Source organism: Mesorhizobium sp. RCAM 05104 (assembly GCF_059683645.1).
The window spans coordinates 5,664,828-5,688,587 of the sequence record NZ_CM185033.1 but is presented as its reverse complement, the minus strand read 5'-3'; the positions used below and the strand labels follow the sequence as shown (position 1 = coordinate 5,688,587).

The window sequence follows — 23,760 nt, the reverse complement described above, 5'->3', positions numbered from 1 at the left end:
CAGCCGCTAAGACGGCAGCGAAGCCAGCCATTCTTCCCAAAACTGCTGTTGCATATGGACGAAAACCGGAACCACGTCGACGCCATCATCAAATATGTCGACCAGATCGGTCTCCTGGGGAAATTGGCCCGTCTTCACCTTGCAGGCTATCAACCCGCGACTTTTCTCCATCACGGTATTCTCGGGATAAACATTGGCACTTGCCCCGTAACAGAAGGGCAGCAAGCCGTCGGCTTCGAGCTCCTGACGGATCTGGAACAGAGCCTCGAAAAAGTCTTCCTCGTCGGCCTTGATAACCTTATCGCGGTAGGCACATGCAAGGCTGCAGACAGCGCCGTCAACATGCAGTGTAAACACGGCTTCCTCGTCTCCGCCCGTGCCCCCTCCGACCAAAAATACAGTTCGCTGATGATCCATTCCACCCCCCTTCGCCATTCGCTGGATGGTAGTTCGCCTGCGGCCGGCTTTCCAGCCATTGCTGGAATGCGGACCGCTACCGCCCACGGTTCCGGCTTGCCTTTGCAATTTGTGACCGACAGAGGCTAGCCCCGCGCCGCCCACACCAACCCGCGCTCGACAATCAGCGCCATTTCCGGCACCGCGAACTCATCCGCTGTGTGTCCAAGGGAACTGTAAAACACCTTCCCCAAGCCATAGCGCCGCTTCCAGACCACCGGCATGACAACGCCGCCTATCCCCGGGAAATGCGCGTCGGTGAAAGTGGTCGTCGCGAGCACCTCGTTGCTCGGATCGACGTGCATGTAATATTGCTCCGACCGGTAGGCGAAATCGCCGATGCCTCTTGTGATCGGGTCGTCCGGCCGGGTGATCACCACCTGATAGTCGATGATGTCGCCGGGATGCGCGACCCATTGGCCGCCGGTCATGAACTGATAGTCGGGCTCGTTGCGGAAGCTGTCGCCCATCGTGCCATGAAAGCCGACAAGCCCGGTTCCCTGGCGAACGGCAAGCGTCAGGTTCTGAAGTTCGGCCTTCTCGATCGTCGACATCGTGATCACGGGTACGATGAGATCGAAGGAAGCAAGCTCCGGGTCTGCGAACATCGCCGTGCCTTCGCCCAGCGTGACGGCAAACCCGTTGCGTTCAAGCAGCGCGCGGATGACGTTGGCACTGCGCTCTGGCGTATGGCCTTCCCAGCCGCCCCAGGCGATCAGGGCTTTCTTCGGCATGGTGTACCTCCCTGGAGCTATCGCGTGGTCGATCGGGCGCTGGCCTCAGCGCCAGCCCAGCGCCGGCGCGACATGGGTCAGGATCGCCTCGATGACATGCGCGTTGTAGTCGACACCGAGCTGGTTGGGCACGGTGAGCAGCAGCGTGTCGGCTTCGGCGATCGCCTCGTCCTGCGCCAATTCCTTGATCAGCACGTCCGGCTCGGCGGCATAGCTGCGCCCGAAGATCGCCCTGGTGTTCTCCTCGATGAAGCCGATCTGGTCGCGGCTCTCGTTGCCGCGCCCGAAATAGGCGCGGTCGCGATCGTCGACCAGCGCGAAGATGCTGCGGCTGACCGAGACGCGCGGCTCGTGGCTGTGGCCTGCCGCCTTCCAGGCTTCGCGATAGATGCGGATCTGCTCGGCCTGCTGGATGTGGAAAGGCTTGCCGTTCTCATCGAATTTAAGCGTCGAGCTTTGCAGGTTCATGCCCAGCTTTGCCGCCCATTCCGAAGTGGCGTTGGTGGCGGCGCCCCACCAGATCCGCTCGCGCAGGCCCTCCGAATGCGGCTCGAGCCGCAGCAGGCCCGGCGGATTGGGAAACATCGGCCGTGGATTGGGCTGTGCGAACCCCTCGCCCCGCAGCGTATCGAGGAAGACCTCGGCGTGGTGCCGCGCCATGTCGGCGTCGCTCTGCCCTTCCTGTGGCGCGTAGCCGAAATAACGCCAGCCGTCGATCACCTGCTCGGGCGAGCCGCGGCTGATGCCAAGCTGCAGGCGACCGCCGGCGATGATATCGGCCGCGCCCGCGTCCTCGGCCATGTAGAGCGGATTCTCGTAGCGCATGTCGATGACGGCGGTGCCGATTTCGATGCGGCTGGTCTTCGCGCCGACGGCCGCCAGCAGCGGGAATGGCGAAGCGAGCTGGCGGGCGAAGTGATGCACGCGGAAATAGGCGCCATCCGCACCCAGTTGCTCGGCGGCGACGGCGAGGTCGATGGACTGCAGCAGCGCGTCCGATGCCGACCGCGTCTGCGACTGTGACGAGGGCGTCCAGTGCCCGAATGAGAGGAAGCCGATTTTCTTCATGGAAATGCGATATAAGGATGTGGGCCAGGCTTCAATGCAAAAGCGATGGCGGGACCTGACGAGACCTCGTCATATCCGCGTTACCAGGCAACGAAATCCGTCGTCCGGAACGGCTCCTGTTCGGGGCGCGTCACTCTGCCGCCCGAACTCGATTTGCCTGGATGATCGCCCGGATTTCGGCCCGGCAGGAGCCGCAATTGGTGCCGGCCTTCAGCGTGCCGCCGATCGCTTCGACGCTCGTGCAGCCTCCCGCCACGGCCGCCGCGATCTGGTTGGCGCCGACGCTGAAGCAGGAACACACGATCGCGCCGGCGTCCGGCCGATCGGCGCCGGCGCGGCCGGCGACGATCCGGAAGCGTTCGCGCTGTCCGGCGTGGATTTCGTCGAGTTGTTCCGCCGCCCAGCCGCGCGATACGGCGACCGGTCCGGGCGCGACGAACAAGGCGCCGGACAATTGGGCGCCGTCGAAAGCGGCGATGCGATGCTGGCCGGCGTCGCGGTCATGATAGGCGAGCATGTCGCCCCCGCTGGCGCGCCGAACAGGGCCCCGGCAAAGGCAGTCCAGTCGATATCGTCATCGTCAAAGGCGAGTTCGACCCGCCAGCCACCCCTGCATTTCGCCACGGCCCAATAGGGTGCGGCAATCGACGCTGGCTTGCGGCGCATCACGGCAAAGCCGAAGGCTTTCGCGGCAAACGTCTCGACGCGGGCGGCGACATGTTTCAGCGCCGGCTGGCCGGAAACCGGATCGGTCAGCGGCGCGGTCAGCGCATCGAGCCGGCCCCTTGCGGCAAACTGATCGGTCCAGTGCATCGGAGCAAACAGGCTGCCCTGGCGCTGGCGAGACGTGACCAGCGCGCGCACCAGCACCTCGCCGCGCAGGCTGGAAACGCGCACGATGTCAGCGTCGCCGATGCCGTATTGCGCTGCATCCGCCGGATGGATTTCAACGAACGGCTCGGCGATGTGCTGGGACAGCCGCGGGCTTTTGCCGGTCCGCGTCATGGTGTGCCAGTGGTCGCGGACGCGGCCGGTGTTGAGGATCAGCGGGAAGTCCGGGCTGGTGCGGATTTCCACGGTGGCGCGGATGGCGATGAAACGCGCCTTGCGGTCGGGTGTGTAGAAATCGCCGTCGGCGAAGAAGCGTGAGCTGGATGAGCCATGTTCATGAATACCGACATCCGGCTGACGTCCCGCCTGAACACCCCCCTCTGGCCTGCCGGCCATCTCCCCCGCAAGGGGGGAGATTGGCAGCTCTGACGCCGGCATATCTCCTGCATCGCTGGCGATTGGCGAAGGCCGGTGCGACATCCGATCTCCCCCTTGCGGGGGAGATGGCCGGCAGGCCAGAGGGGGTGGCTGGGCTTGGCGCTGGCCATTGGAAAGGCGCCAGCGCGTCGTAATCTTCTCCATCGATTCCGGCATAAGTACCGATATCGAAATCCCGCGCACCGTCATTCTCGTATCCGGAGAGCGCGGCGTGTTCGGCGAAAACCTCCGCCGGCGTCTCATGCGCGAACGCCTCGCCAAAACCCATCCGCTTGCCGACTTCGGCGATGATCCGCCAGTCCGGCCGCGCCTGGTCGGGCGCGGGCAGAAACGCCCGCTGGCGCGAGATGCAGCGCTCCGAATTGGTGACGGTTCCGTCCTTCTCGCCCCACGCGGCGGCAGGCAGCCGGACATGGGCGTGGCGGACGGTGTCGGTGTTGGCCAGCACGTCCGACACCACCACGAACGGGCAGGCCTTGATCGCCGCTTCGACGGCATCGGCGTCCGGCATCGAATCGACCGGGTTGGTGGCCATGATCCACAGCGCCTTGATGCGCCCGTCGGCCACCGCCTGGAACATCTCGACCGCCTTCAGGCCGGGCTTGCGCGCAACGGCTGGCGCGTTCCAGAAGCGTTGCACGCGGTCGCGATGGTCTGGATTTTCGATCTCCATATGGGCGGCCAGCATATTGGCCATGCCGCCGACCTCACGGCCGCCCATGGCGTTGGGCTGGCCGGTCACCGAGAACGGCCCCGCCCCCGGTCTGCCGATACGGCCGGTGGCGAGATGGCAGTTGATGATGGCGTTGACCTTGTCGGTGCCCGACGACGACTGGTTCACGCCCTGGCTGTAAACGGTCACCGTCTTCGCTGTGGCCGCGAACAGGTTGTAGAAGCGGCCAAGCTCGTCTTCGCTCAGCCCCGTGGCGGCGGCAACACCGGCAAGGTCGAGCGCCGAGGCGGCGAAAAGCGCTTGCCCGAAGCCGGTCGTGCGCGCCGTGATATAGGCGCGGTCGAGCGCGTTGTGCTGGCCGAGATAGGCGAGCAGCCCGGTGAACAGAGCGACGTCGCCATCCGGCGCGATCGCCAGGTGCATGTCGGCGATGTCGGCGGTCATGGTGCGGCGCGGGTCGACCAGCACGATCTTCATCTCCGGCCGCTTTTCCCGGGCCGCCGCGATGCGCTGATAAAGCACGGGATGGCACCAGGCGAGGTTGGAGCCGACCAGCACGATAAGATCGGCGAGCTCCAGGTCCTCGTAGGTGCCCGGCACCGTGTCGGAGCCGAAGGCGCGTCGGTGGCCAGCCACCGACGAGGCCATGCACAGGCGCGAATTGGTGTCGATGTTGGCCGAGCCGACAAACCCCTTCATCAGCTTGTTGGCGACATAATAATCCTCGGTCAGCAGCTGACCCGACACGTAGAAGGCCACAGCATCGGGGCCATGCTCGGCGATGGTTTGCGAGAAGGTCGAGGCGACGAGGTCGAGCGCCTCGTCCCAGCCGGCACGGCGACCGTGGATCTCGGGATAGAGCAGCCTTCCGTCAAGGTCGATGGTCTCGGCCAGCGCCGAGCCCTTGGAGCAGAGACGGCCGAAATTGGCCGGGTGGTCGGGGTCGCCGCGGACGGACACTTGCCCGTCCGCGGCGACCTTCGCCAGCACGCCGCAGCCCACCCCGCAATAGGGGCAGGTGGTCCTCACCTCGCGCGCTTCTTCGGTCTCCATGTGTTCAGGCCGCGCGGCTGGCCAGCGCTTCCAGCGCGATGAACAGACGCTCGCCTTCGATCCTGACAGGAATGGTGCGCACCGCGCCCTCGTCGGCGCCGAGCGCCTTGCCCGTTTCCAGCGAGATCACCCAATTGTGCAAGGGACAGGTGACCGCCGTGCCGTGGACAATGCCCTGGCTGAGCGGCCCGCCTCTGTGCGGGCAGTGATCGTCGATGGCATAGACCTGGTCGTCCTGGGTGCGGAAGACCGCGACCTTGCCTTCCGGCGTGTCGACGCAGCGCGCGCCGCGGCGCGGAATGTCCGACAGCGAGCCTATTGATACCCAGTTCATCTCCGTCACTCCGCCGCCTGTGCAAACCCGACCGAAGCCATCGGCCGGAATTCGTGCTTGTCCTTGCCGGAAACGCGTTCCGACCACGGGTCGACCTGGGCGAATTTCTGGCTGAAGACGAAGCGGTCGTAATAGGCCTTGCGCTTGCTCGTATCGTCCATGATCTGGCGCTTGATCTCGGGGATGCCGATGCGCTTGGCCCATTTGTAGATGCGCTCGAGATAGCGGCCCTGCTCGCGGTACATCTGCGTCAGCGCCACGATATGCTCCAGCGCTTCGTCTTCTGTCTTCACAAGGCCGAGCACTTCGGTGCCCTTGATGTCGAGACCGGCGGCGCCGGCAAAATGGATCTCGTAGCCAGAGTCGACGCAGATGACGCCGACATCCTTGCAGGTCGCCTCGGCGCAGTTCCGGGGACAACCCGACACCGCCATCTTGACCTTGGCCGGCGTCCACGAGCCCCACATGAACTTCTCGATGCGGATGCCCAGCCCCGTCGAATCCTGCGTGCCGAAGCGGCACCAGTCGGAGCCGACGCAGGTCTTCACCGTGCGCAGGCCCTTGGCATAGGCATGGCCGGAGACGAAGCCGGCCTGGCCGAGATCGGCCCACACCGCCGGCAGGTCCTCCTTGCGGATGCCGAGCATGTCGATGCGCTGGCCGCCGGTGACCTTGACCATCGGGATCTCGAACTTGTCGACGACGTCGGCGATGGCGCGCAATTCGGCGGCGTTGGTCACGCCGCCCCACATGCGCGGCACCACCGAATAGGTGCCGTCTTTCTGGATGTTGGCGTGGACGCGCTCGTTGATGAAGCGCGACTGGTAGTCGTCGGCGTAGTCGTCCGGCCAGTCGCAGACGAGATAGTAGTTGAGCGCCGGCCGGCATTTGGCGCAGCCGCAGGAGGTCGTCCACTCCAGTTCCTGCATGACGGCGGGAATGGTCTTCAGGCGCTTAGCCATGATCAGCCGGCGCACCTCGTCATGGCCGAGTGTGGTGCAGCCGCACATCGGTTGCACCGCGGCCGGGTTGTATTTGTCGCCGATGGTCAGCACCATCAGCTTCTCGACCAGTCCCGTGCAGGAACCGCAGGAGGCCGAGGCCTTGGTGTGCGCGCGCACGTCGTCGAGCGAGGTCAGGCCCTTGGCCGTGATCGCGCCGGTGATCTTTCCCTTGCAAACGCCGTTGCAGCCGCAGATTTCCGCATCATCCGGCAAGGCTGCAACGGCCGCCATAGGGTCCAGCGGGGCACCCCCTGGTAGGACTGGCCGAAGATGAGCGTGTCGCGCATTTCGGAAATGTCGGTCTGCTTCTTCTTGAGGTCATTGAACCAGGCGCCATCCGCCGTCTCGCCATAGAGCACGGTGCCGATGATGCGGTCGTCTTTCAGTACGAGCCGCTTGTAGACACCGGCGGCGGCATCGCGCAGGACGATCTCCTGGCGGTCCTCGCCTTCTGCGAAGTCGCCGAGCGAGAACAGGTCGATGCCGGTGACCTTGAGCTTGGTCGGCGTGTCCATATGGACGAAGGCCGCCGCCTCGTTGCCGGCAAGCTGGCTTGCCGCGACACGCGCCATCTCGTAGAGGGGCGCTACCAGCCCATAGACCTGGCCGTTGACCTCGGCGCATTCACCGAGGGCATAGATGTCGGGATCGTTGCTGCGCATGCCGGCGTCGACGACGATGCCTCTGTTAACAGCGATGCCCGCTTGCTTGGCCAGCGCCGAGTTCGGCCGGATGCCGACCGCCATGACCACCAGCGTCGCCTGGATGATGGTGCCGTCGGCAAGTTCCACCTGGCCGACCTTGCCGTTGCCAGTGATTGCCTGCGTGTTGGCCTTGGTGATGACCTTGATGCCGCGCTGCTCCACGGCGCGCTGCAGGAGATAGCCGGCGGCCGGATCGAGCTGGCGCTCCATCAGCGTCGGCATGACATGCAGCACGGTGACGTCCATGCCCTGCGCATTCAGTCCCGCCGCTGCCTCCAGCCCGAGCAGGCCGCCGCCGATGACCACGGCCTTGGCGCGCGACTGGGCGGCGAGCATCATCGCCTGGACGTCGTCGAGATCGCGATAGGTGAGCACGCCCGGAAGATCATGGCCGGGCACCGGAATGATGAACGGCACCGAGCCGGTGGCGATGACGAGCTTGTCGTAGGGTTCGGTGACGCCGTGATCGGAGGTGACGGTCTTCGCCTCCCGGTCGATGGCGACGATCTTGTGGCCCTTGTAGAGGGTGATGTTGTTGGCGATGTACCAGCCGTCACCGTGGATGATGATTTCCTCATAGGCCTTTTCGCCCGACAGCACCGGCGACAGCATGATGCGGTCGTAATTGACGCGCGGTTCGGCGTTGAAGATGGTGACGGTGTAGCGGCCCGGCGCCTGCTCCAAAAGGTGCTCCAGCATGCGCCCGGGAGCCATGCCGTTGCCGATGATGACGAGTTTCTCGGTCATTGGTCTACTCCGCGGCTTCGACGAAGCGGTGGCGTTCGTAGAGGAACTTCAGCACCGCCTCGCGGCAGCGCAGGAAGGTCCGGTCGGAGGCGAGTTCGATGCGCCGGCGCGGCCGCGCCAGCGGCACCGGAAGCACCTCGCCGATGGTCGCCGCCGGGCCATTGGTCATCATGACGATGCGGTCGGAGAGCAGCACCGCCTCGTCGACATCGTGGGTGATCATGATTGTCGTCGAGCCGAGCCTGGAATGGATGTCCATCACCGCGTCCTGCAGATGCGCGCGCGTCAGCGCGTCGAGCGCGCCGAACGGCTCGTCGAGCAGCAGGATCTTCGGCTGCATGGCGAGCGCCCTGGCGATGCCGACGCGCTGCTTCATGCCGCCCGATATCTCGGCCGGACGCTTGTCCTTGGCGTGCGCCATCTGCACGAGGTCGAGATTGCGCATGATCCAGTCATGCCGCTCTGCCTTACTCTTGGTGCGGCCGAAGACCTTCGACACCGCCAGGTTGATGTTTTCGTAGACGGTCAGCCATGGCAGCAGGCTGTGGTTCTGGAACACCACGGCGCGTTCGGGCCCGGGGCTGTCGACCTCCTTGTCCTCGAGCAGCACGGCGCCGGCGGACACCTTGGTCAGCCCGGCGATCAGGTTGAGCAAGGTCGACTTGCCGCAGCCGGAATGGCCGATGATGGAGACGAATTCGCCCTTGTCGATGGTCAGCCTTATGTCCCTCAGCACCTCGCTGACCTGGCCGCCACGGGCAAAGGATTTGTCGATATGGTCGAGTTTCAGATAGGCGGTCATCACCCTCTCCTCACTTTGCCGTTGTGCCGCGGGTGACGAAGGCGCCGACCGCCGCGACCAGACGGTCGAGGCAGAAGCCGGTGACGCCGATATAGGCGAGCGCGACGATGATGTCGGGCAGCCGCGACGAGTTCCACGCGTCCCAGATGAAGAAGCCGATGCCGACGCCGCCGGTCAGCATCTCGGCGGCGACGATGGCGAGCCAGGACAGGCCGATGCCGATCCTCAAGCCCGTGAAGATGTAGGGCGCGGCGGCCGGCACCATGATCTTGACGAAGAACTCGAACTGGTTGAGCCGCAGGATGCGGGCGACGTTGCGGTAGTCCTCGGGGATGTTGCGCACGCCGACAGCGGTGTTGATGATGATCGGCCAGATCGAGGTGATGAAGATGACGAACAGCGCCGACGGGCTGGAATCGCGGAACGCCGCCAGCGACAGCGGCAGCCAGGCGAGCGGCGGCACGGTGCGCAGAATCTGGAACACCGGATCGAGGCCGCGCATGGCCCAGATCGACTGGCCGACCAGCGCGCCGAGCGCCACGCCCACGATCGCCGCCAGGCCAAAGCCGATGGCGACGCGCTGCAGCGAGATCAGCACCCGCCAGGCCAGCCCGATATCCTGCGGGCCGTTGTTGAAGAACGGATGCGCGATCAGGTCGTAGGCCTCGTTCCACACCTGGCTGGGCGGCGGCAGGCTTGACGTGGGCGACGAGCAGGCAATCTGCCAGACGACCAGCATCAGGGCGATGACGATGATTGGCGGCACAAGCGTGCTCGCCAGTTTGCCGGCGATGACGATCGGGTCGAAGCGGCGTCTTGCCTTGGCGGTGAAGGCAATCACTTCAGCCGGCTTGGCTGGCGCTGGAAACGCCTTCACCTTGGTGTCCTCGATGGCTTGGATGGACATCTTCTGGAAAAGCTCCTTGGGGAGAATTTTGGGGCGGCAGCGGCAGTGACGCCGCTAACCGCGGTCAAAGTCAGGCCGACGCCTTGATCTTCAGGCTGTCGAGATAGGCGGACGGGTTGGCCGGATCGAAGACCTTGCCGTCGAAGAAGGTCTCGACGCCGCGCGACGAGGACGCCGGAATGTCGACGGCCGCCACGCCGAGGTCCTTGGCTGCCTCGCGCCACAGATCCTCGCGGTTGACCTGGTCGACCAGCGCCTTGATGTCGGTGGTCGGCGCGAATTTGCCCCAGCGGATGTTCTCGGCGAGGAACCACGTATCGTGACTCTTGAAGGGATAGGAGACGCCGCCTTTCCAGAACTTCATGTAGAGATCGGTGCCGGTGGCGACGCGGCCGTTGCCGTAGTTGATGTCGCCCTTGAGACGGCCGATGATGTCGGCGACAGGCACGTTCATCCACTGCCGCTTGCCGATGATGGCGGCCATCTCGTCCTTGTTTTCCTTGGCCTCGCACCATTGCTGGGCTTCCATGACGGCCATCAGGATCGCCTTGGTGGCGTTCGGGTATTTCTCGATGAATTCGGCGCGCAGGCCGAGCGCCTTTTCCGGATGGCCCTTCCACAATTCGCCCGTGCTGGCGGCGGTGAAGCCGACGCCCTGGTGGACGAGCTGCTCGTTCCATGGCTCGCCGACGCAGAACACATCCATGTTGCCGACCTTCATGTTGGCCACCATCTGCGGCGGCGGCACGACGATGGTCGAGACGTCCTTGTCGGGATCGATGCCGCCGGCGGCCAGCCAGTAGCGCAGCCACAAATCATGCGTGCCGCCTGGGAAGGTCATGGCGGCCTTGATGTCCTTGCCGGCCGCCTTCTTGGCGGCGAAGGCGTCCTTCAGCTTGGAGGCGTCGAGGCCGACACCGGTGCCGGCATATTCCTGCGCCACCGAGATGCCCTGGCAGTCGTAGTTGAGCCGCGCCACGATCGCCATCGGCATCGGCTGGTTGTTCTGCGTCACCTTGCCGGTGTGCATCAGGTAGGGCATCGGCGTCAGTATATGGGCGCCGTCGATGCCGTTGGCCGCGCCGCCGAGCATCAGATTGTCGCGCGTCGCGCCCCACGAGGCCTGCTTGAGCACCTCGACGTCGGGCATGCCGAATTTGGCGAACAGCCCCTTCTCCTTGGCGATCATCAAGGGGGCCGCATCGGTCAGCGCGATGAAGCCGAGCTTGGCGCCGGTGACTTCCGGAGCGGTCGTGGCGGCATAGGCGCCGGACGGGAAGAGCTTGCGGGCCGCCATGAACAGGCCGGCCGTCATCGCACTGCTGACAAGAAAATCGCGACGCGTCACATCGCCAAGCGATGTTCCAGTCCCGATCCATTTCTTCATGGTCTTCTTCATCGTCGTCTCCGGTTGAACGCGATTCCAAAACAAAAAAGCCGCCGGCCAGGTCTTCGCGTCCGGAAATCCGGATCGCGTCTTGACCTGAGCGGCAGCTTTGCCTGTGGCGCCCGCCATTGGACGCCTGTTTCGTGACCCACGAAGGGCCTGGCTAATTCAAAGCATGAACCGTGCCAGTTCGAGGCGAGAGGAAGAATTCCAATGAAATCAGCAATACGCGCCGGTTGCCGGCGCGCCGGGCGATCTTGCGAACAGGCCAAAGATTGTTCATTGGAGCAATCGCGCGCACAATTTTTGTGCAATGCACAAGAATGGCGCGGAAATGATCAGGCTTCCGCGCGGGCTGATTTCTGGGCGGCGATGTAGCCGTCGATCTCGTCCGGATCGAAGATCTGGCCGTCGAAGAAACCATCCGGGCCGAGCACCAGGCCCGCCCCTGTCGCGCCGACCGCCGTGGCCACGCGCAGCGCGCCCTCGACCTTCGAATTGGCGCCGGGAAGTGCGACGCCAAGCGGCTTCAGCGCCGAGCGGTAGAGGTCGGGCCGGTAGCAGTCGCGGGCAATGGCGAGATTATCCGGCGTGTGCGCCACATGCCCCCAGCGCACCATCTGCGTATAGAACCACAGCGCATGGCTCTTCCACGGAAAGTTGGCCGCCTTGTCGAAGGGCAGGAAGAAGTCGTCGATATCCAGCTCCGCGCCGCCGCCCAATTTGAGATGGCCGGTCAGGATCGGCATCAGGACGGCCGGCGGCAGGCCGAGGAAGCCCGGCTGCGCCATCATCGCCGCGAGTTCGCCGTGGTTAGCCGGGTCCTGGCACCAGCGCGCCGAGTGATGCAGCGCGCGCAAGAGCGCCGCCAGCGCCTCGGGCGACTGCTCGGCCCAGGCCTTGCGCACGCCGATCACCTTCTCCGGGCTGTTGCGCCATATCAGTGCCTTGACGGTGACGATATGGCCGGTGCCGGCGGCGACAGAGGCGCTGTTCCAGGGCTCGCCGACGCAGTAGCCGTCGATGCGCCCGGTGGCCAGCGCGTCGGCCATGAAGGGCGGCGGCACGATGACGATCTCGATCTCGCGCGTCGGATCGATGCCGCAGGCGGCAAGCCAGTAGCGCAGTTCGTAATTGTGCCCGGAATGCGGGTGCACGACGGCGAAGCGCAACGGATCATGGCCGGCGGCAGCGCGGTCGCGAATGAGCGCGCCAAGTGCTGCACCAGCGCGTGCCGGATCGAGATCGGGTTGGGCGCCATGCGCCGTCATGCCGGCCCAGACGGCGTTGGAGATGGTGACGCAATTGCCGCCGAGCCCGAGCGAGAACGGCACGATGGTCTCGGAGGCGAGCGGCGTCAGCCCGAGATTGCAGGCCAGCGGCATCGGCCCGAGCATATGCGCGAGATGGAAGTGGCCGATGGCGATGCGATCGCGGATGTTGGCCCACGACGTCTCGCGGTGCAGCGTGAGATCGATGCCTTCGCGCGCAGCAAAGCCCAACTCGCTTGCGGCGACCAGCACGGCACTGTCGAAAAGCGGCATGAAGCCGGCGGTGATCTGGTGCTCGGCGCCCATGCTCATTCGTCCTCCGCCGGTCCCAGCAGCCCTGCGGCGGTCACCAGGCTCTGGGCGATATCGCTGATCTTGCGGTTCTGGTTCATCGCCGTCTTGCGCAGCAGCGTGTAGGCAGCCTCTTCGGAGAGGCCGCGCGACTTCATCAGGATGCCCTTGGCGCGATCGATCACCTTGCGGCTCTCGAGCTCGCTGCGCGCCTCTTCCAGTTCGCGCGCCATGCGCGAGAAGGCGTTGAAGCGGCTGACCGCCATGTCGAGGATCGGCTTGACGCGCTCCTGCCGCAGGCCGTCGACGACATAGGCCGAAACGCCGGCATCGACCGCCGCCTCGATCGAGGCCTGGTCGGAGCGGTCGACGAACATGGCGATCGGCCGCTTCACCGCGCGCGACAGCTGGAACATGTTCTCCAGCATGTCACGGTTGGGGTTTTCGAGATCGATGACGATGACGTCGGGCTGGATCTCGACGATCCGCCGCGCGATGCCGGTCACGTCGTGGATGACGGTGACCCGCTCATGGCCCGCCTCGCGCAGTCCCGCCTCGATGATCGAAGCGCGGATGCGGTTTTCGTCGATGACCAGGACGGCGAGTGAACTGCGAACCATTCTTGCATTGTGCCCATGCGAAGAATTTGTGCAATGCGGCATGACCTGCTGATCGCAATGGATGGTGATTTGGATGACGACATGGCGCCAGGGCCCGACGCCAAATGCATCACCCCGCCAGCGCCATTTCGGGGCGTTTTGACCCCTCGCGGATGGCCTTGTGCACGCCGCGCTGCAGGTCCATGAAAGCCGGGCTTTCCATCACCTCTTCCCGGCGCGGCCGCTCGATGTCGACGTTGAAGGTCTGCGTGATGCGTCCCGGGCCGATTCCCATGACGACGATGCGGTCCGACAGGTAGACGGCCTCCTCGACGTCATGCGTGACGAACAGCACGGTGAGCCGGTGTTCCTCCCAGATCTGGGTCAGGAGCTCCTGCATCTGATGCCGGGTCAAGGCATCGAGCGCGCCAAAGGGCTCGTCCATCAACAGCATCTTGGGCCGATAGGAAAGCGCACGCGCGATGGCCACGCGCTGCTTCATGCCGCCCGAGAGTTCGGAGGGGTAGCGGTCGGCGCTGTGCGACAGCTTGACAAGGTCGAGATGCTCGAGCGCGATCCTGCGGCAGGTCGCGCGATCGTAACCCGCGGCCTTGAGGGCAAACTCGATGTTCTGCCGCGCCGTCAGCCAGGGAAGCAGCGTGTAGGACTGGAAGACGACGCCACGGTCGAGACCCGGCTGCAGGATCGGCGCGCCGTCGATGCTGAGATCGCCGGCGTCGAAGTCCTGCAGTCCGGCCACGATCGACAGCAGCGTGCTCTTGCCGCAACCCGACGTGCCGACGAGTGAGACGAACTCATTGTCGGCAAGATCGAGGTTGATGTCCCGCAGCACTTCCGTGCGCCGCTCGCCCGTGCCGAAGCTCTTGTGGAGACCCGCGATCCGTAATTTGGGGGGATTCATCGGCCATACCTCATTGCGAGTGGCCATCCTGCCGGAACAGCACCTTTTCCAGCGCCTTCATGACCTGGTCTGTGATGAGACCAAGCACGCCCAGGAGCAGGATGTAGCCGATGATGGTGTTTGTCTGGAAATAACGCTGCGACACGGTGATGCGATAGCCGAGCCCCGATGTCGCCGCGACCAGTTCGGCCAGCACCAGCCAGGTCCACGCCCAGCCGAGGCTGATGCGCAGCGTATCCCAGATACCCGGCAAGGCACTGGGAACGACGATGCGCGTCAGGATCTTGCGATCCGACAGGCCGAGCGTGCGCCCAAGGCCGATGAAATCGGTGGGAACCCGCTTCACATTGTCCATGATCATCAGCACCTGCTGGAAGAAGGTGCCGATGAAGATGATCAGGAACTTCTGCGTATCGCCGGTACCCGCCCACAAGATGGAGAGCGGCACGAAGGCGACCACCGGCATGTAGCGGATGAAATCCACCAGCGGCTCGATACCTGCTTCCCAGGACCGGAAGCTGCCGATCAGCACGCCGATCGGTATGGACAGTGCCGAGGCGATGAGGAAGCCGATGGAAATCCGGTACATCGAGGCCTTGAGGTCCAGCCACAGCGTGCCGTCAGCAGCGAGCTTGGCGATCTGGGTCGCGACGCTGCCCGGCGACGGCAGGAAGATGGGTTTCACCCATTCCAGTCCGGTCGCCGCCCACCAGGCCAGGCCAAGCCCGACAAAGACAGCCACCGCGATCATCAGGAAACGCGACCTGGCGATCGGCACGCCGATCCCGGAGGATCGGCGGCGTCTCGCCTGTTTGGTGGCCGGCCCCGGTGCGGAACGAGCCGGGACCGTTTTCGCCGGGGGCTCCCCGGACATTTGGGTTACCACCGCGATCAGGCCTTCGTCATTCCGCCGCCTTGACGAAGGACGGGTCGATCATCTGCTCCGGCGTCACGTCGGCCTGCAGCAGCTTGGCGTTCTTGGCGGCCGCTTCGACATCGGCGAATGTCTTGGTGGTGAAATCGCCGGTGAGCGCCGTCTTGTTTTCGGCGAGAGAGTAGTAGCGCACGCCGTCGAAAGCGGTGTTGAGGTCCTTGACGTCCGAACCGACGGCCTTGGCGATGATGGCGCGGCCACCGGGCGTGTCTGCCTTGTAATCCTTGAGCGCCGCGTCCCAGCTCTTGATCATGGCCAGCACCTGGCCGGGCCGCGACTCGATCACCTCGTCGCGCACCACCAGCACGTCGCTGATCAGGCCGGGATCCTCGCCGGCGGTGAACAGCAGCTTGACGTCCTTGTTCTGCGCCATGGCGACGGTGAGGTACGGTTCGTAGGTGACCGCGACAGGCACGCGGCCGGCGATCAAGGCGCCGCCGGCATCGGCGGCCGGCATCGGAACCGGCTTCACATCGTCGATCGACATGCCGTTCTTGGCGAGCGCGTATTTGAGCAGGATGTCGCTCGTCGTGCCTTCCTCGAAGGCGACCTCCTTGCCCTTGAGGTCCTTGATCGAGGTGATGTCCTTGCCGGCGATCATGGCGTCGGCTGTCATTGAGACGTCGAGCAGCAGCACGATCTTCACCGGCAGGCCGGCCGCGACCATGCCCATCGCCGTATGGGTGGCGATGTTGGCGGCGTCGAGCTGGCCGCTGGCCAGCGCCGCGTTGATGTCCTTGTCCTCGGCGAAGTTGACGATCTGAACGTCCGTCAGCCCATTTGCCTTGAAAAGCGCCTTGGCGTCGGCGACATGCCACTGGCCATATCCAAGCCAGGGCTCGATGCCGATCTTGAACGCTCCGGCTTCGGGCGTGGTGGGGATGGCCGCGTCGGCGGCATGGGCTGCCGGGGCGGCGGCGAGCCCGATGGCCGCAGCCATCACGAGCGCGCGAAATTGTCCTGTTAGGTTACGCATCATCTTGTTCCCCTTGATGATCAGACCGCTTTTTTCAACCAAGCATCCGGTCTGGTGAGACTGCGGGTTTCTGCTCTTGCGGCACTGTGCCTCGGCGTCATACCTGCCACTTCATGGTGAAGTGCGAGGATATTTCAGCGTCAGCGGGAGCGGATGTCAAGGCTAAAATACATACATGCATATACAAGTTGGATTGACTCAATTTTCGGCCACGATCGGGCCCGTCCGCCTGCCTTTCCGCGACGATCATTCATGCTCTTTCAGGATCGATCCGGTCGAGGAAATCGGTCACCCGATCGGCCCCGGCATCGGGCTCGCTGCCGACCATGACCGCGACTGAAAAGGCAATGAGCGAGGAGACCGGGGTATGGCTGCGCGCGCCGGCGCGCAGGTTCATGACCAGCGTTGGCGACAGGAAGAGCCCTGCGCGCAGCACCGCGCGCCAATCCGCCGGAAGTATCCCGCGCCGCTTGAGTTCCAGTAGCAATGGCCGCCACAGCGCCGTCGCCTTGACCTCCAGCAGGTCGCGACGGACCGGGCTCAGGTCCCAGTTCGTGTCGACATGAAGCAGGTCTCCGTCCAGCCGCGCCCGCGCGCGAAAAGCCTCGGTCGCGATGGCCGGATCGTAGAGCCAGAACGGATGGGCGAAGATGTTGTGGAACGTCGCCTTGACCTCCGCCAGCAGCGTGGGGATATGCGAGCCGGCAAAGGCGGGATCGAAGAAGGACAGCTCCGCCCTCCCCGCCTTCGCCGTGTACCAGACATTGGCGTTGTGGGCGTCGCCATGCGCGACCACGCCGCCGGCATCGGCAAGCCTGTCCGGCTGCAGGCGCACTGCCGCGGCATCGAAAAGCTCGCCGACACTGTTGACATAGCGCTGGCCGTTGATGACGAAATTCAGCCGGGAGAACCGATCCCAGTCCAGTTCCACGCCGGGAAAGACAAACGATTTGCCCACATAGAAATCGGCCAGCCGGCCGCCCGGCGACGAGCGTGTATCGGCATCGACCAGCCGCTCGTGGAAGAGCCGGTGGATCGGCTCCGCCTCCACCTGCGCGACGGTGACGGGATGCAATGTCTCGAGATAGACCTCGAGCAGCCTGGCTGACAGGTCGCGCTCGGCAAGAACGGCCTCGCGCCGTTTGCCGGCATCGTCCTGCGCATCCAGTGCGAACAGCACATCCGAAAATCTCGGATCCGTGCGGCGGCGATAGACGAGGATCTGCTCGCCGGGCTGGGCGGACATGTGCACGGGTTGGTCGACCGGCAAGCCGGCACGCGACAGGATCTCGGCCCGATAGTACTCGCCCGTCATCGCCTCTTCCCGTTCCTCCTGATGGAACTTGAAGAAGTAGGCCTTGCCGTCATCCTCGAAGAAACCGTTCAGCGAATTGAGACTGTATTTGTCGAAATTGATGCGGACATCGGAGGGGCTCATCTCAAACAGGTCGCCCAGCAATGCCGACAGTGCGCCCTGCGCCTCGGCGACGTCATGCTGCGCGAGGGCCCGGATCCGCGCCGTGCGGCTCGGTGTCGGCGTCATCTGTCGTTCCTTCTGGCCATTCCGTCGGCCGAGGGTGCGTCCGTTCTCATCAGTACGTGTATATACATCTCTGACAAAACCTCCTCGGCTTGCATTCGCGCCACGCCGTCAGTTGGTCCTGGAGGGGGAATAGCGGCTGCCGAGCGAGTAGCGGCTGCCGGCATAGGTCAGCTTGCTGATCGTGGCGACGACAGCGCCCGTCCACGTCCGGCGGTGCAGAAGCAGGCAGCAACTGCCGACCTCGATGCCCAGATGCCGCGCCGTCTCCTTGTCGGCCGGGATGGCCGAGATGATATGCTCGACCTCGGTCACCGGGGTTTTCTGCATCAGGTAGTCATAGGTCGCCGTCTTGGTGAAGTCCTGCTTGTCATAGTCGGGGATCAGGCTCGGATTGACGAAGCGCTCTTCCAGTTGCACCGGCAGGTCGTTCTCGAAATTGACGACGACGGAGTGATAGATCGAGACACGCTTTGCGAACTCGAACGACAGCGCGAGCTCCTTTGTCGGCATGATTGTTTCGAGGACGAGGACCTCGGAGCGATGCCTGTTGCCGCGCTCGACGATCTCCGCCGCGATGTTGTTGATCTCGATCAGCGTCGATTGCGGCCGGGGTGGCGCGATGAATGTTCCCACGCCTTGCAGGCGGATCAGGAAGCCCGCCGCGGTCAGTTCCCGCAAGGCCCGGTGAACCGTCATCCGCGACACGCCCAGCGACGCCACCAACTCATTCTCGGATGGCAGCTTGCGATCCTTGCCCCACCGGCCCGTTCCGATGTTGGTCAGGATGTAATCCTTCACCTTCTCGTAGAGAGGGCTGGCCGTATCGGGCAAATCGATCATCTCAAAAGTCCTTTCCGGCGATTTATCGGAAGTCACCCATGCTCGACAGGTTGCCGCATGCGGATGATTGTTTTCAAGCCGTCGCTCTGCCCCGCCAACAGCCGCTCATAGGCAGCGGGAATATCATCCAGGCCGATCTCGCGGTCGATCAGAGCCAGCAGCGGCTCGCCGAGTTCACCCAGCATCCGCACGGCGTCGGGCAGTTCGTCGGCGAAGGCATGGCATCCCAGCAATCCGATTTCGCGTTCGACCAATATGTTGGGGTCGATGTCGAGGCGGCCGTGGAAGATGCCGACCATCGCCACCGTGCCGCCGGAATCGAGAACATCGAGCAACTGATTGAAGGCCGCGATGCTGCCGGTCGCCTCGACGGCCGCCAGCAAAGGGGCATTACCGGTCGCGGCGGCAATGGCATCGCGGTCGAGATCGACGATCGTCGCACCCGTCACCCGCGCCACGCGAGCGCGGCGGTTCTGGTTGCGGTCGGCGACGAGCACGGTGCCGGCAAAGGTTCGGGAGAGCAGCAGCGCGGCAAGACCGCCGATCGGCCCGCAGCCGACGACCAGCACCGAGCCCGCCGTCTTCGGCAGCCGCCGCACCGCGTGCAGCGCCACGGCAAGCGGCTCGGCCATCGCCGCGACCCGCTCGTCGAGCGCGGCGTCGATCACATGCAGCAGGCGTGCGGGCAACACCGCTTGCTCGGCAAATCCGCCGTCGCAGATTTCTCCCACGAACCCCAGAGAGGCGCAGAGATGCCGCCTTCCGGCACGGCATTGCGCGCAGTCCCCGCACCAGAAGCGGGAATCGGCGACCACCCTGTCGCCGACGGCGACAGTGTCGACGCCCTCGCCGATGGCGGTCACCGTGCCGGTCAGTTCATGGCCGGCCGTCGAAGGCGACCGGCTTATCCATTGGCCGGTGCGGAAATTGTGCAGGTCCGAACCGCAGATGCCGGCGGCATCGACTCTCAGCTTCACCCAGCCCGCATCCGGAGCGCCCGGCGCGGCGATATCCTCGACGCGCAGATCGCCGGGTCCATAGAGTCGTGCCGCCTTCATCGCGATCGCTTCCGCTCAGCCAGCGAGATAGCGGTCGCGGATCTCCGAGACCGCGTTCTCATGCGAGCTGAACCCTTCGTAACGGGCAAGCCTGCGGGCATGCAGCGCCAGCTCCGGATAGGCGGCCGAGGTGACATAGCCGACCGACGAGCGCTTGACGAAATCCGTCACCGAGAGCGGCCCATAGGTTCGCGCCCAGCGGCTGGTCGGCAGCACCGCGTTGGGCCCGAGGACGAAGTTGGCAAGCGTCACCGGCGTGTGCGGACCCATCAGGATTTCGGCCGCCTCGGTGATGTGTCCGAGATGCGCGAACGGCTCCTTCGACAGGATCTCGAGATGTTCGGGCGCATAGTCATTGATGAAGCGGTAGCTGTCTTCCAGCGACGCGGTCAGCACGATGCCGCCGCGCTTTCCCGTCAGCACAGCGCGCGAAAATTCCACACGCTGTTCGGTCATCCGCGCCCAGTGCTCGGGAAGTGCGGCGAGCGCCGCTTCGGCGACCTTGCGGCTGTGCGTCACCAGATAGGCCGAGGAATCCGGCCCATGCTCGGCTTCGATCAAGAGGTCGAGCGCGGCAAGGCCGCCGTCGACGCTGTCATCGGCGAAGATGATCGCTTCCGACGGACCGGCAGGCAGGCCGGTGTTGATGATCGACGACAGCACGCTCTTGGCCGCCACCACCCACGGGCTGCCGGGGCCGACGATCTTGAGCGCCGGCTTCACCGTCTCGGTGCCGTAGGCGACGGCGGCGACGGCTTGCGCACCACCGCATTTGTACACAGTCTGCACGCCTGCAAGGCGAGCCGCGACCAGCGTCGCCGCATCGACCGAACCATCCGCTGTCGGCGGCGTCACGATGGCGATCTGTGGCACGCCGGCAATCACCGCCGGAACCGACGTCATCATCGTCACCGACGGAAAGGCGCCCTTGCCGCGCGGCACGTAAAGCGCGACGGACGCGATCGGCGTGTACCGGTCGCCGGCATAGGCGCCCGGCCGGACTTCCTTGAGCCACATCGTTTCCGGTTTCTGCTCCTCATGGAAGCGACGGATGTTGTCGATGCCGAACTTGATGCTCTCCACGACATCCTTTTCGACCTTGTCGAATGCCGCGTCGAACTCCGCCTCCGACACCTTCAGTTCGCCCTCGGTCACATTGGCCTTGTCGAGTTCCCGGGCGAAGCGGATCAAGGCGGCGTCGCCCTCGTCCTTGACGGCCTGGATGATCGGACGGACTTTTTCGATGAAGACCGTCAGATCGCCCTCGGCGCGCTTCAGCAGACTGGCGCGCTGGTCGGCGCCGATGGATGACAGGTCGTGGAAGCTGATGTCGGACATGGCTGCTCCTTCTCTTGGAACTCTTGGAAAGCAATGTTGGTTGGCGCTGGTCGGCCACTCTTCTGGAGATCGACAGGTCGACCCGGACAAGGATCACAGCCATCACGAGGCTTCTCACGGCGAAAAGTATATACATGTATGTATAATGATCGCCAGCGATTTTTCCGTCATCCTTCCAGCCGAAACTGTCCCGGACAACCCGCGCATCAGATCGAGGCGAGAAAGCCGCCATCGACCGGAATGGACTGGCCGGTGATGTAGGCCGCCGCATCCGAAGCGAGGAACACCGCGATGCCGTGCAGGTCGCTGAGATCGCCGAAACGGCGCTGCGGGATCTTGGCGAGCATGGATTGCTGCCATGCCTCGTTGCTGTAGAAGACATCGGTCATCGCCGTCCTGAAATAGCCCGGGGCGATGGCGTTGACCCGGATGCCAAGCTCCGCCCACTCCGCCGCGAGCGCCCGGGTCATGCCGAGCAGGCCCGACTTCGACGAGCCATACGGCACCGCCGTGGGAATGCCGACTTCGGATGTCAGCGAACACAGATTGATGATGGCGCCGGGTCGCCCGGCGTCCCGCATCTGCCGCGCGGCGGCCTGGGCGCAGAAGAAGGCTCCCTTGAGGTTCGTGTCGACGATCCTGTCCCACAGCGCCTCGTCGACATCGAGCGAGGGCCGAACCTCTTCCATCCCGGCATTGTTGACGAGGATGTCTAGACCGCCAAGCAGGCTGGCGGCCTCGGCGGTCGCCGTCCCGCATCGCTCGACATCGGTGACATCCAGCGCGATGGCGTGTGCCACCCCGCCGGCCGCGCGGATGGCCGCCGTGGTGTCCTCCAGCGAGGCCAGCGTGCGCGCCGTGACCGCGACGTCGGCGCCGGCCGCGCTCAGCGCCTCGGCGATGCTGCGCCCGATGCCGCGGCTTGCGCCGGTGACAAGCGCCTTCCTGCCGGAGAGATCGAAGAGAGAAGCATTGCGCATGTGATCCTCCTTGCCGGCACCGTCTTCGGCGCCGGTTTCGAGATTACCAGATCAAGTTCCATATACAAGCATATACAAACTATTTCGACCGCGGTAATGATGACAAAATCCACCGCACGGACGCGCCTGTCCCGGCTTGCCCTGGGAAGATGCCGCGAAACCCGGCGTTTGAGAACCCGGCCGATGAGCTTGTCGGCCCGCCGCAGAGGAGCCCGCTTGTGTCGAAAGCCTCGAATATGGTCCGAGCCGAAGTCACGCGTCTGTCGCCCTACAATTCCGGGCTGACCATTGACGAGGTCATGCTGCGATACGCACCCTCAAGGATCTCCAAACTGGGCTCCAACGAAAACCCCTTAGGCCCGAGCCCGGCCCTGGCCACGATGATGCATGCTGGCTCCGAGATGTTCCGGCTCTATCCGGACCCCGCCGGCCGCAAGCTCCGCCAGGCGATCGGCGACAGATATGCCGTTGCCGAGGATCAGGTCATCCTCGGCAACGGTTCCGAAGACCTTCTCTCCGTCATCAGCCGTGCCGTCTTGCGGCCGGGCGACGCCGTTGTCACTCTCTATCCATCGTTCCCGCTGCACGAAGATTACGCGACATTGATGGGCGCGACCGTCAAGCGCGTTGCCGTCAACGGCGATCTCACCATCAATGTCGATGCGCTGGTCGAGGCGGTGCGCGAACGGCCTCGCATGCTGTTGTTCTCGAACCCGATGAACCCGGTCGGCAGCTGGCTCTCCAGTGGCGATCTGTCTCGGGTCCTGGATGCGGCGGGCGACGAGACGCTGATCGTCATCGATGAAGCCTATGCCGAATACGCCGAGGGCGACGGCTATGCGTCGTCCCTGCCCCACCTCGGCAAGCTCGACCGGCCCTGGATCGTGCTCCGGACATTTTCCAAGGCGTTCGGCCTCGCCGGATTGCGCATCGGCTTCGGCATTGTCGGTGACCCGGAGCTGCGCGCGCTGCTCGACCGTGTCCGCACGCCATTCAACGCCAACGGCATGGCGCAGGCCGCCGCGCTGGCGGCCCTGGCCGATGAGGAACACCTCGTCAGGGTCGTCGCGCTGGCCAGGGCCGAGAGGGCACGCGTCGGGAATTTCCTCGCCAGCAAGGGCCTCGAAGTCGCTCCCTCCAGAGGCAACTTCCTGTTCTTCAACTGCCGGCAAAATGCCTCCGCATTCGCCGAAAGCCTGCTGCGTGAAGGCGTCATCGTAAAACCGTGGAAGCAAGAGGGCTTCGACACCTATGTGCGCGTCAGCATCGGCTCGGCTTCGGAGAACGACCACTTCATGGCTGTCCTATCGGACCTGCTATGAACGCACGCCTGCCGGCGCTGAGCCGAGCCACGACGCCGCGTCAGCCAACGAAGCGAGCTTCCTAGGCCTTCTTCAGGAATTCCGTCCTGAGAACCAGATCCTTGACCTTTTCGGCCCGACACTCGACCTCGTCCTCGTTGCCCGTGAGACGGATGTTCTTGATCAGCGTTCCACGTTTCAGGGTGACGGAGGTGCCCTTGACTTTGAGATCCTTGATGAGCGTGACGGAATCGCCTTCGTTCAGTGGCGTGCCATTGCTGTCCTTGACCTTCATGGTCCTGTTTCCCGTCTTTGTGCATCGAGTTTGCTGAGAAGATCGGCGATTTCCTCGGCATCCTGCTGGTTCATCCCAACGATGGTTCGGCTGCCCATCTCGGCGGGCCGCCCGGTAAGAGCATCGTTGACGGCCCAGGTGCCAGTCGGCTCCCGGCAAAGTTTGTAGCGTTGAGTCATGCCGGCACCATAATCGCGGCGTCCCGCCATGCCAAGGGAGGATGAATATTTTTCGGTTTGTATTGATGTTCTGTACATCAATGATACCATCGAGA

General features: G+C 64.4%; 20 protein-coding genes and 2 pseudogenes. 1 reads left to right on the top strand and 21 read right to left on the bottom strand.

The features are described from left to right. Positions 1-6: 6 nt before the first annotated feature. The 19 genes and pseudogenes from AC56QP_RS27800 to AC56QP_RS27710 all read right to left on the bottom strand — a co-directional run bounded on the left by AC56QP_RS27800 (position 7) and on the right by AC56QP_RS27710 (position 21,890). The gene (locus tag AC56QP_RS27800; RefSeq protein ID WP_489862573.1) at positions 7-417 is read right to left on the bottom strand and encodes a hypothetical protein; all 411 of its coding nucleotides are present in this window, start codon (positions 415-417) and stop codon (positions 7-9) included. Between the two features lie 125 nt (positions 418-542). Further along, positions 543-1,190, bottom strand: coding sequence for a ThuA domain-containing protein (locus tag AC56QP_RS27795; RefSeq protein ID WP_489862574.1), 648 nt, complete (start codon positions 1,188-1,190; stop codon positions 543-545). 45 nt (positions 1,191-1,235) lie between these two features. After that, on the bottom strand, positions 1,236-2,258 hold the full coding sequence (locus AC56QP_RS27790; protein WP_489862575.1) for an LLM class flavin-dependent oxidoreductase: 1,023 nt from the start codon (positions 2,256-2,258) through the stop codon (positions 1,236-1,238). 130 nt (positions 2,259-2,388) lie between these two features. Next, positions 2,389-5,253 (bottom strand): annotated as a pseudogene (locus AC56QP_RS27785) (nitrate reductase). A 4-nt stretch (positions 5,254-5,257) separates the two neighbouring features. Further along, on the bottom strand, positions 5,258-5,587 hold the full coding sequence (gene nirD, locus AC56QP_RS27780) for a nitrite reductase small subunit NirD (RefSeq protein WP_489862576.1): 330 nt from the start codon (positions 5,585-5,587) through the stop codon (positions 5,258-5,260). Positions 5,588-5,592: 5 nt separating this feature from the next. Continuing rightward, a pseudogene (gene nirB, locus AC56QP_RS27775) lies at positions 5,593-8,042 on the bottom strand (nitrite reductase large subunit NirB). 4 nt (positions 8,043-8,046) lie between these two features. Next, positions 8,047-8,844, bottom strand: a complete 798-nt coding sequence (locus AC56QP_RS27770) for an ABC transporter ATP-binding protein (protein ID WP_489862578.1) — start codon at positions 8,842-8,844, stop codon at positions 8,047-8,049. Positions 8,845-8,854: 10 nt separating this feature from the next. After that, positions 8,855-9,751, bottom strand: coding sequence for a nitrate ABC transporter permease (ntrB, locus tag AC56QP_RS27765; RefSeq protein ID WP_489862579.1), 897 nt, complete (start codon positions 9,749-9,751; stop codon positions 8,855-8,857). Positions 9,752-9,821: 70 nt separating this feature from the next. Continuing rightward, positions 9,822-11,138 carry a CmpA/NrtA family ABC transporter substrate-binding protein gene (locus tag AC56QP_RS27760; protein WP_489863503.1) on the bottom strand — a complete coding sequence of 439 codons (1,317 nt, stop codon included), beginning with the start codon at positions 11,136-11,138 and terminating at the stop codon, positions 9,822-9,824. 338 nt (positions 11,139-11,476) lie between these two features. Continuing rightward, entirely contained in the window at positions 11,477-12,715 is a 1,239-nt protein-coding gene (locus tag AC56QP_RS27755) for a CmpA/NrtA family ABC transporter substrate-binding protein (protein WP_489863504.1), read from the bottom strand. Positions 12,716-12,717: 2 nt separating this feature from the next. Beyond that, a complete protein-coding gene (locus AC56QP_RS27750; RefSeq protein ID WP_489862580.1) occupies positions 12,718-13,320 on the bottom strand; it encodes an ANTAR domain-containing response regulator in 603 nt (200 codons plus the stop codon). A 109-nt stretch (positions 13,321-13,429) separates the two neighbouring features. Continuing rightward, entirely contained in the window at positions 13,430-14,221 is a 792-nt protein-coding gene (locus AC56QP_RS27745) for an ABC transporter ATP-binding protein (protein ID WP_091581990.1), read from the bottom strand. Positions 14,222-14,231: 10 nt separating this feature from the next. Then, positions 14,232-14,999: an ABC transporter permease gene (locus tag AC56QP_RS27740; RefSeq protein ID WP_489862581.1), complete on the bottom strand. Its 768-nt coding sequence runs from the start codon at positions 14,997-14,999 to the stop codon at positions 14,232-14,234. Between the two features lie 124 nt (positions 15,000-15,123). Continuing rightward, the gene (locus AC56QP_RS27735) at positions 15,124-16,131 is read right to left on the bottom strand and encodes an ABC transporter substrate-binding protein (RefSeq protein ID WP_489863505.1); all 1,008 of its coding nucleotides are present in this window, start codon (positions 16,129-16,131) and stop codon (positions 15,124-15,126) included. Between the two features lie 250 nt (positions 16,132-16,381). Beyond that, entirely contained in the window at positions 16,382-17,674 is a 1,293-nt protein-coding gene (locus AC56QP_RS27730; protein ID WP_489862582.1) for a hypothetical protein, read from the bottom strand. A gap of 108 nt (positions 17,675-17,782) precedes the next feature. Further along, a complete protein-coding gene (hutC, locus tag AC56QP_RS27725; RefSeq protein WP_489862583.1) occupies positions 17,783-18,514 on the bottom strand; it encodes a histidine utilization transcriptional repressor HutC in 732 nt (243 codons plus the stop codon). Positions 18,515-18,546: 32 nt separating this feature from the next. Further along, complete coding sequence (locus tag AC56QP_RS27720; protein WP_489862584.1) at positions 18,547-19,572, bottom strand: zinc-dependent alcohol dehydrogenase; 1,026 nt, start codon at positions 19,570-19,572, stop codon at positions 18,547-18,549. Positions 19,573-19,587: 15 nt separating this feature from the next. Then, positions 19,588-20,910, bottom strand: coding sequence for a histidinol dehydrogenase (gene hisD, locus AC56QP_RS27715; protein WP_489862585.1), 1,323 nt, complete (start codon positions 20,908-20,910; stop codon positions 19,588-19,590). Between the two features lie 206 nt (positions 20,911-21,116). After that, on the bottom strand, positions 21,117-21,890 hold the full coding sequence (locus AC56QP_RS27710) for an SDR family NAD(P)-dependent oxidoreductase (RefSeq protein WP_489862586.1): 774 nt from the start codon (positions 21,888-21,890) through the stop codon (positions 21,117-21,119). Between the two features lie 218 nt (positions 21,891-22,108). Between AC56QP_RS27710 and AC56QP_RS27705 the strand changes: the two genes are divergently transcribed. Continuing rightward, positions 22,109-23,212 carry a histidinol-phosphate transaminase gene (locus AC56QP_RS27705; RefSeq protein ID WP_489862587.1) on the top strand — a complete coding sequence of 368 codons (1,104 nt, stop codon included), beginning with the start codon at positions 22,109-22,111 and terminating at the stop codon, positions 23,210-23,212. Positions 23,213-23,273: 61 nt separating this feature from the next. Here the strand turns inward: AC56QP_RS27705 and AC56QP_RS27700 are convergent, their stop codons facing one another. Together AC56QP_RS27700 and AC56QP_RS27695 are read right to left on the bottom strand one after the other, a co-directional pair. After that, a complete protein-coding gene (locus AC56QP_RS27700; RefSeq protein WP_091581971.1) occupies positions 23,274-23,486 on the bottom strand; it encodes an alkylphosphonate utilization protein in 213 nt (70 codons plus the stop codon). Then, the gene (locus tag AC56QP_RS27695; protein WP_489862588.1) at positions 23,483-23,755 is read right to left on the bottom strand and encodes a hypothetical protein; all 273 of its coding nucleotides are present in this window, start codon (positions 23,753-23,755) and stop codon (positions 23,483-23,485) included. The genes AC56QP_RS27700 and AC56QP_RS27695 overlap by 4 nt, the downstream gene beginning before the upstream one ends. Positions 23,756-23,760: the final 5 nt, after the last annotated feature.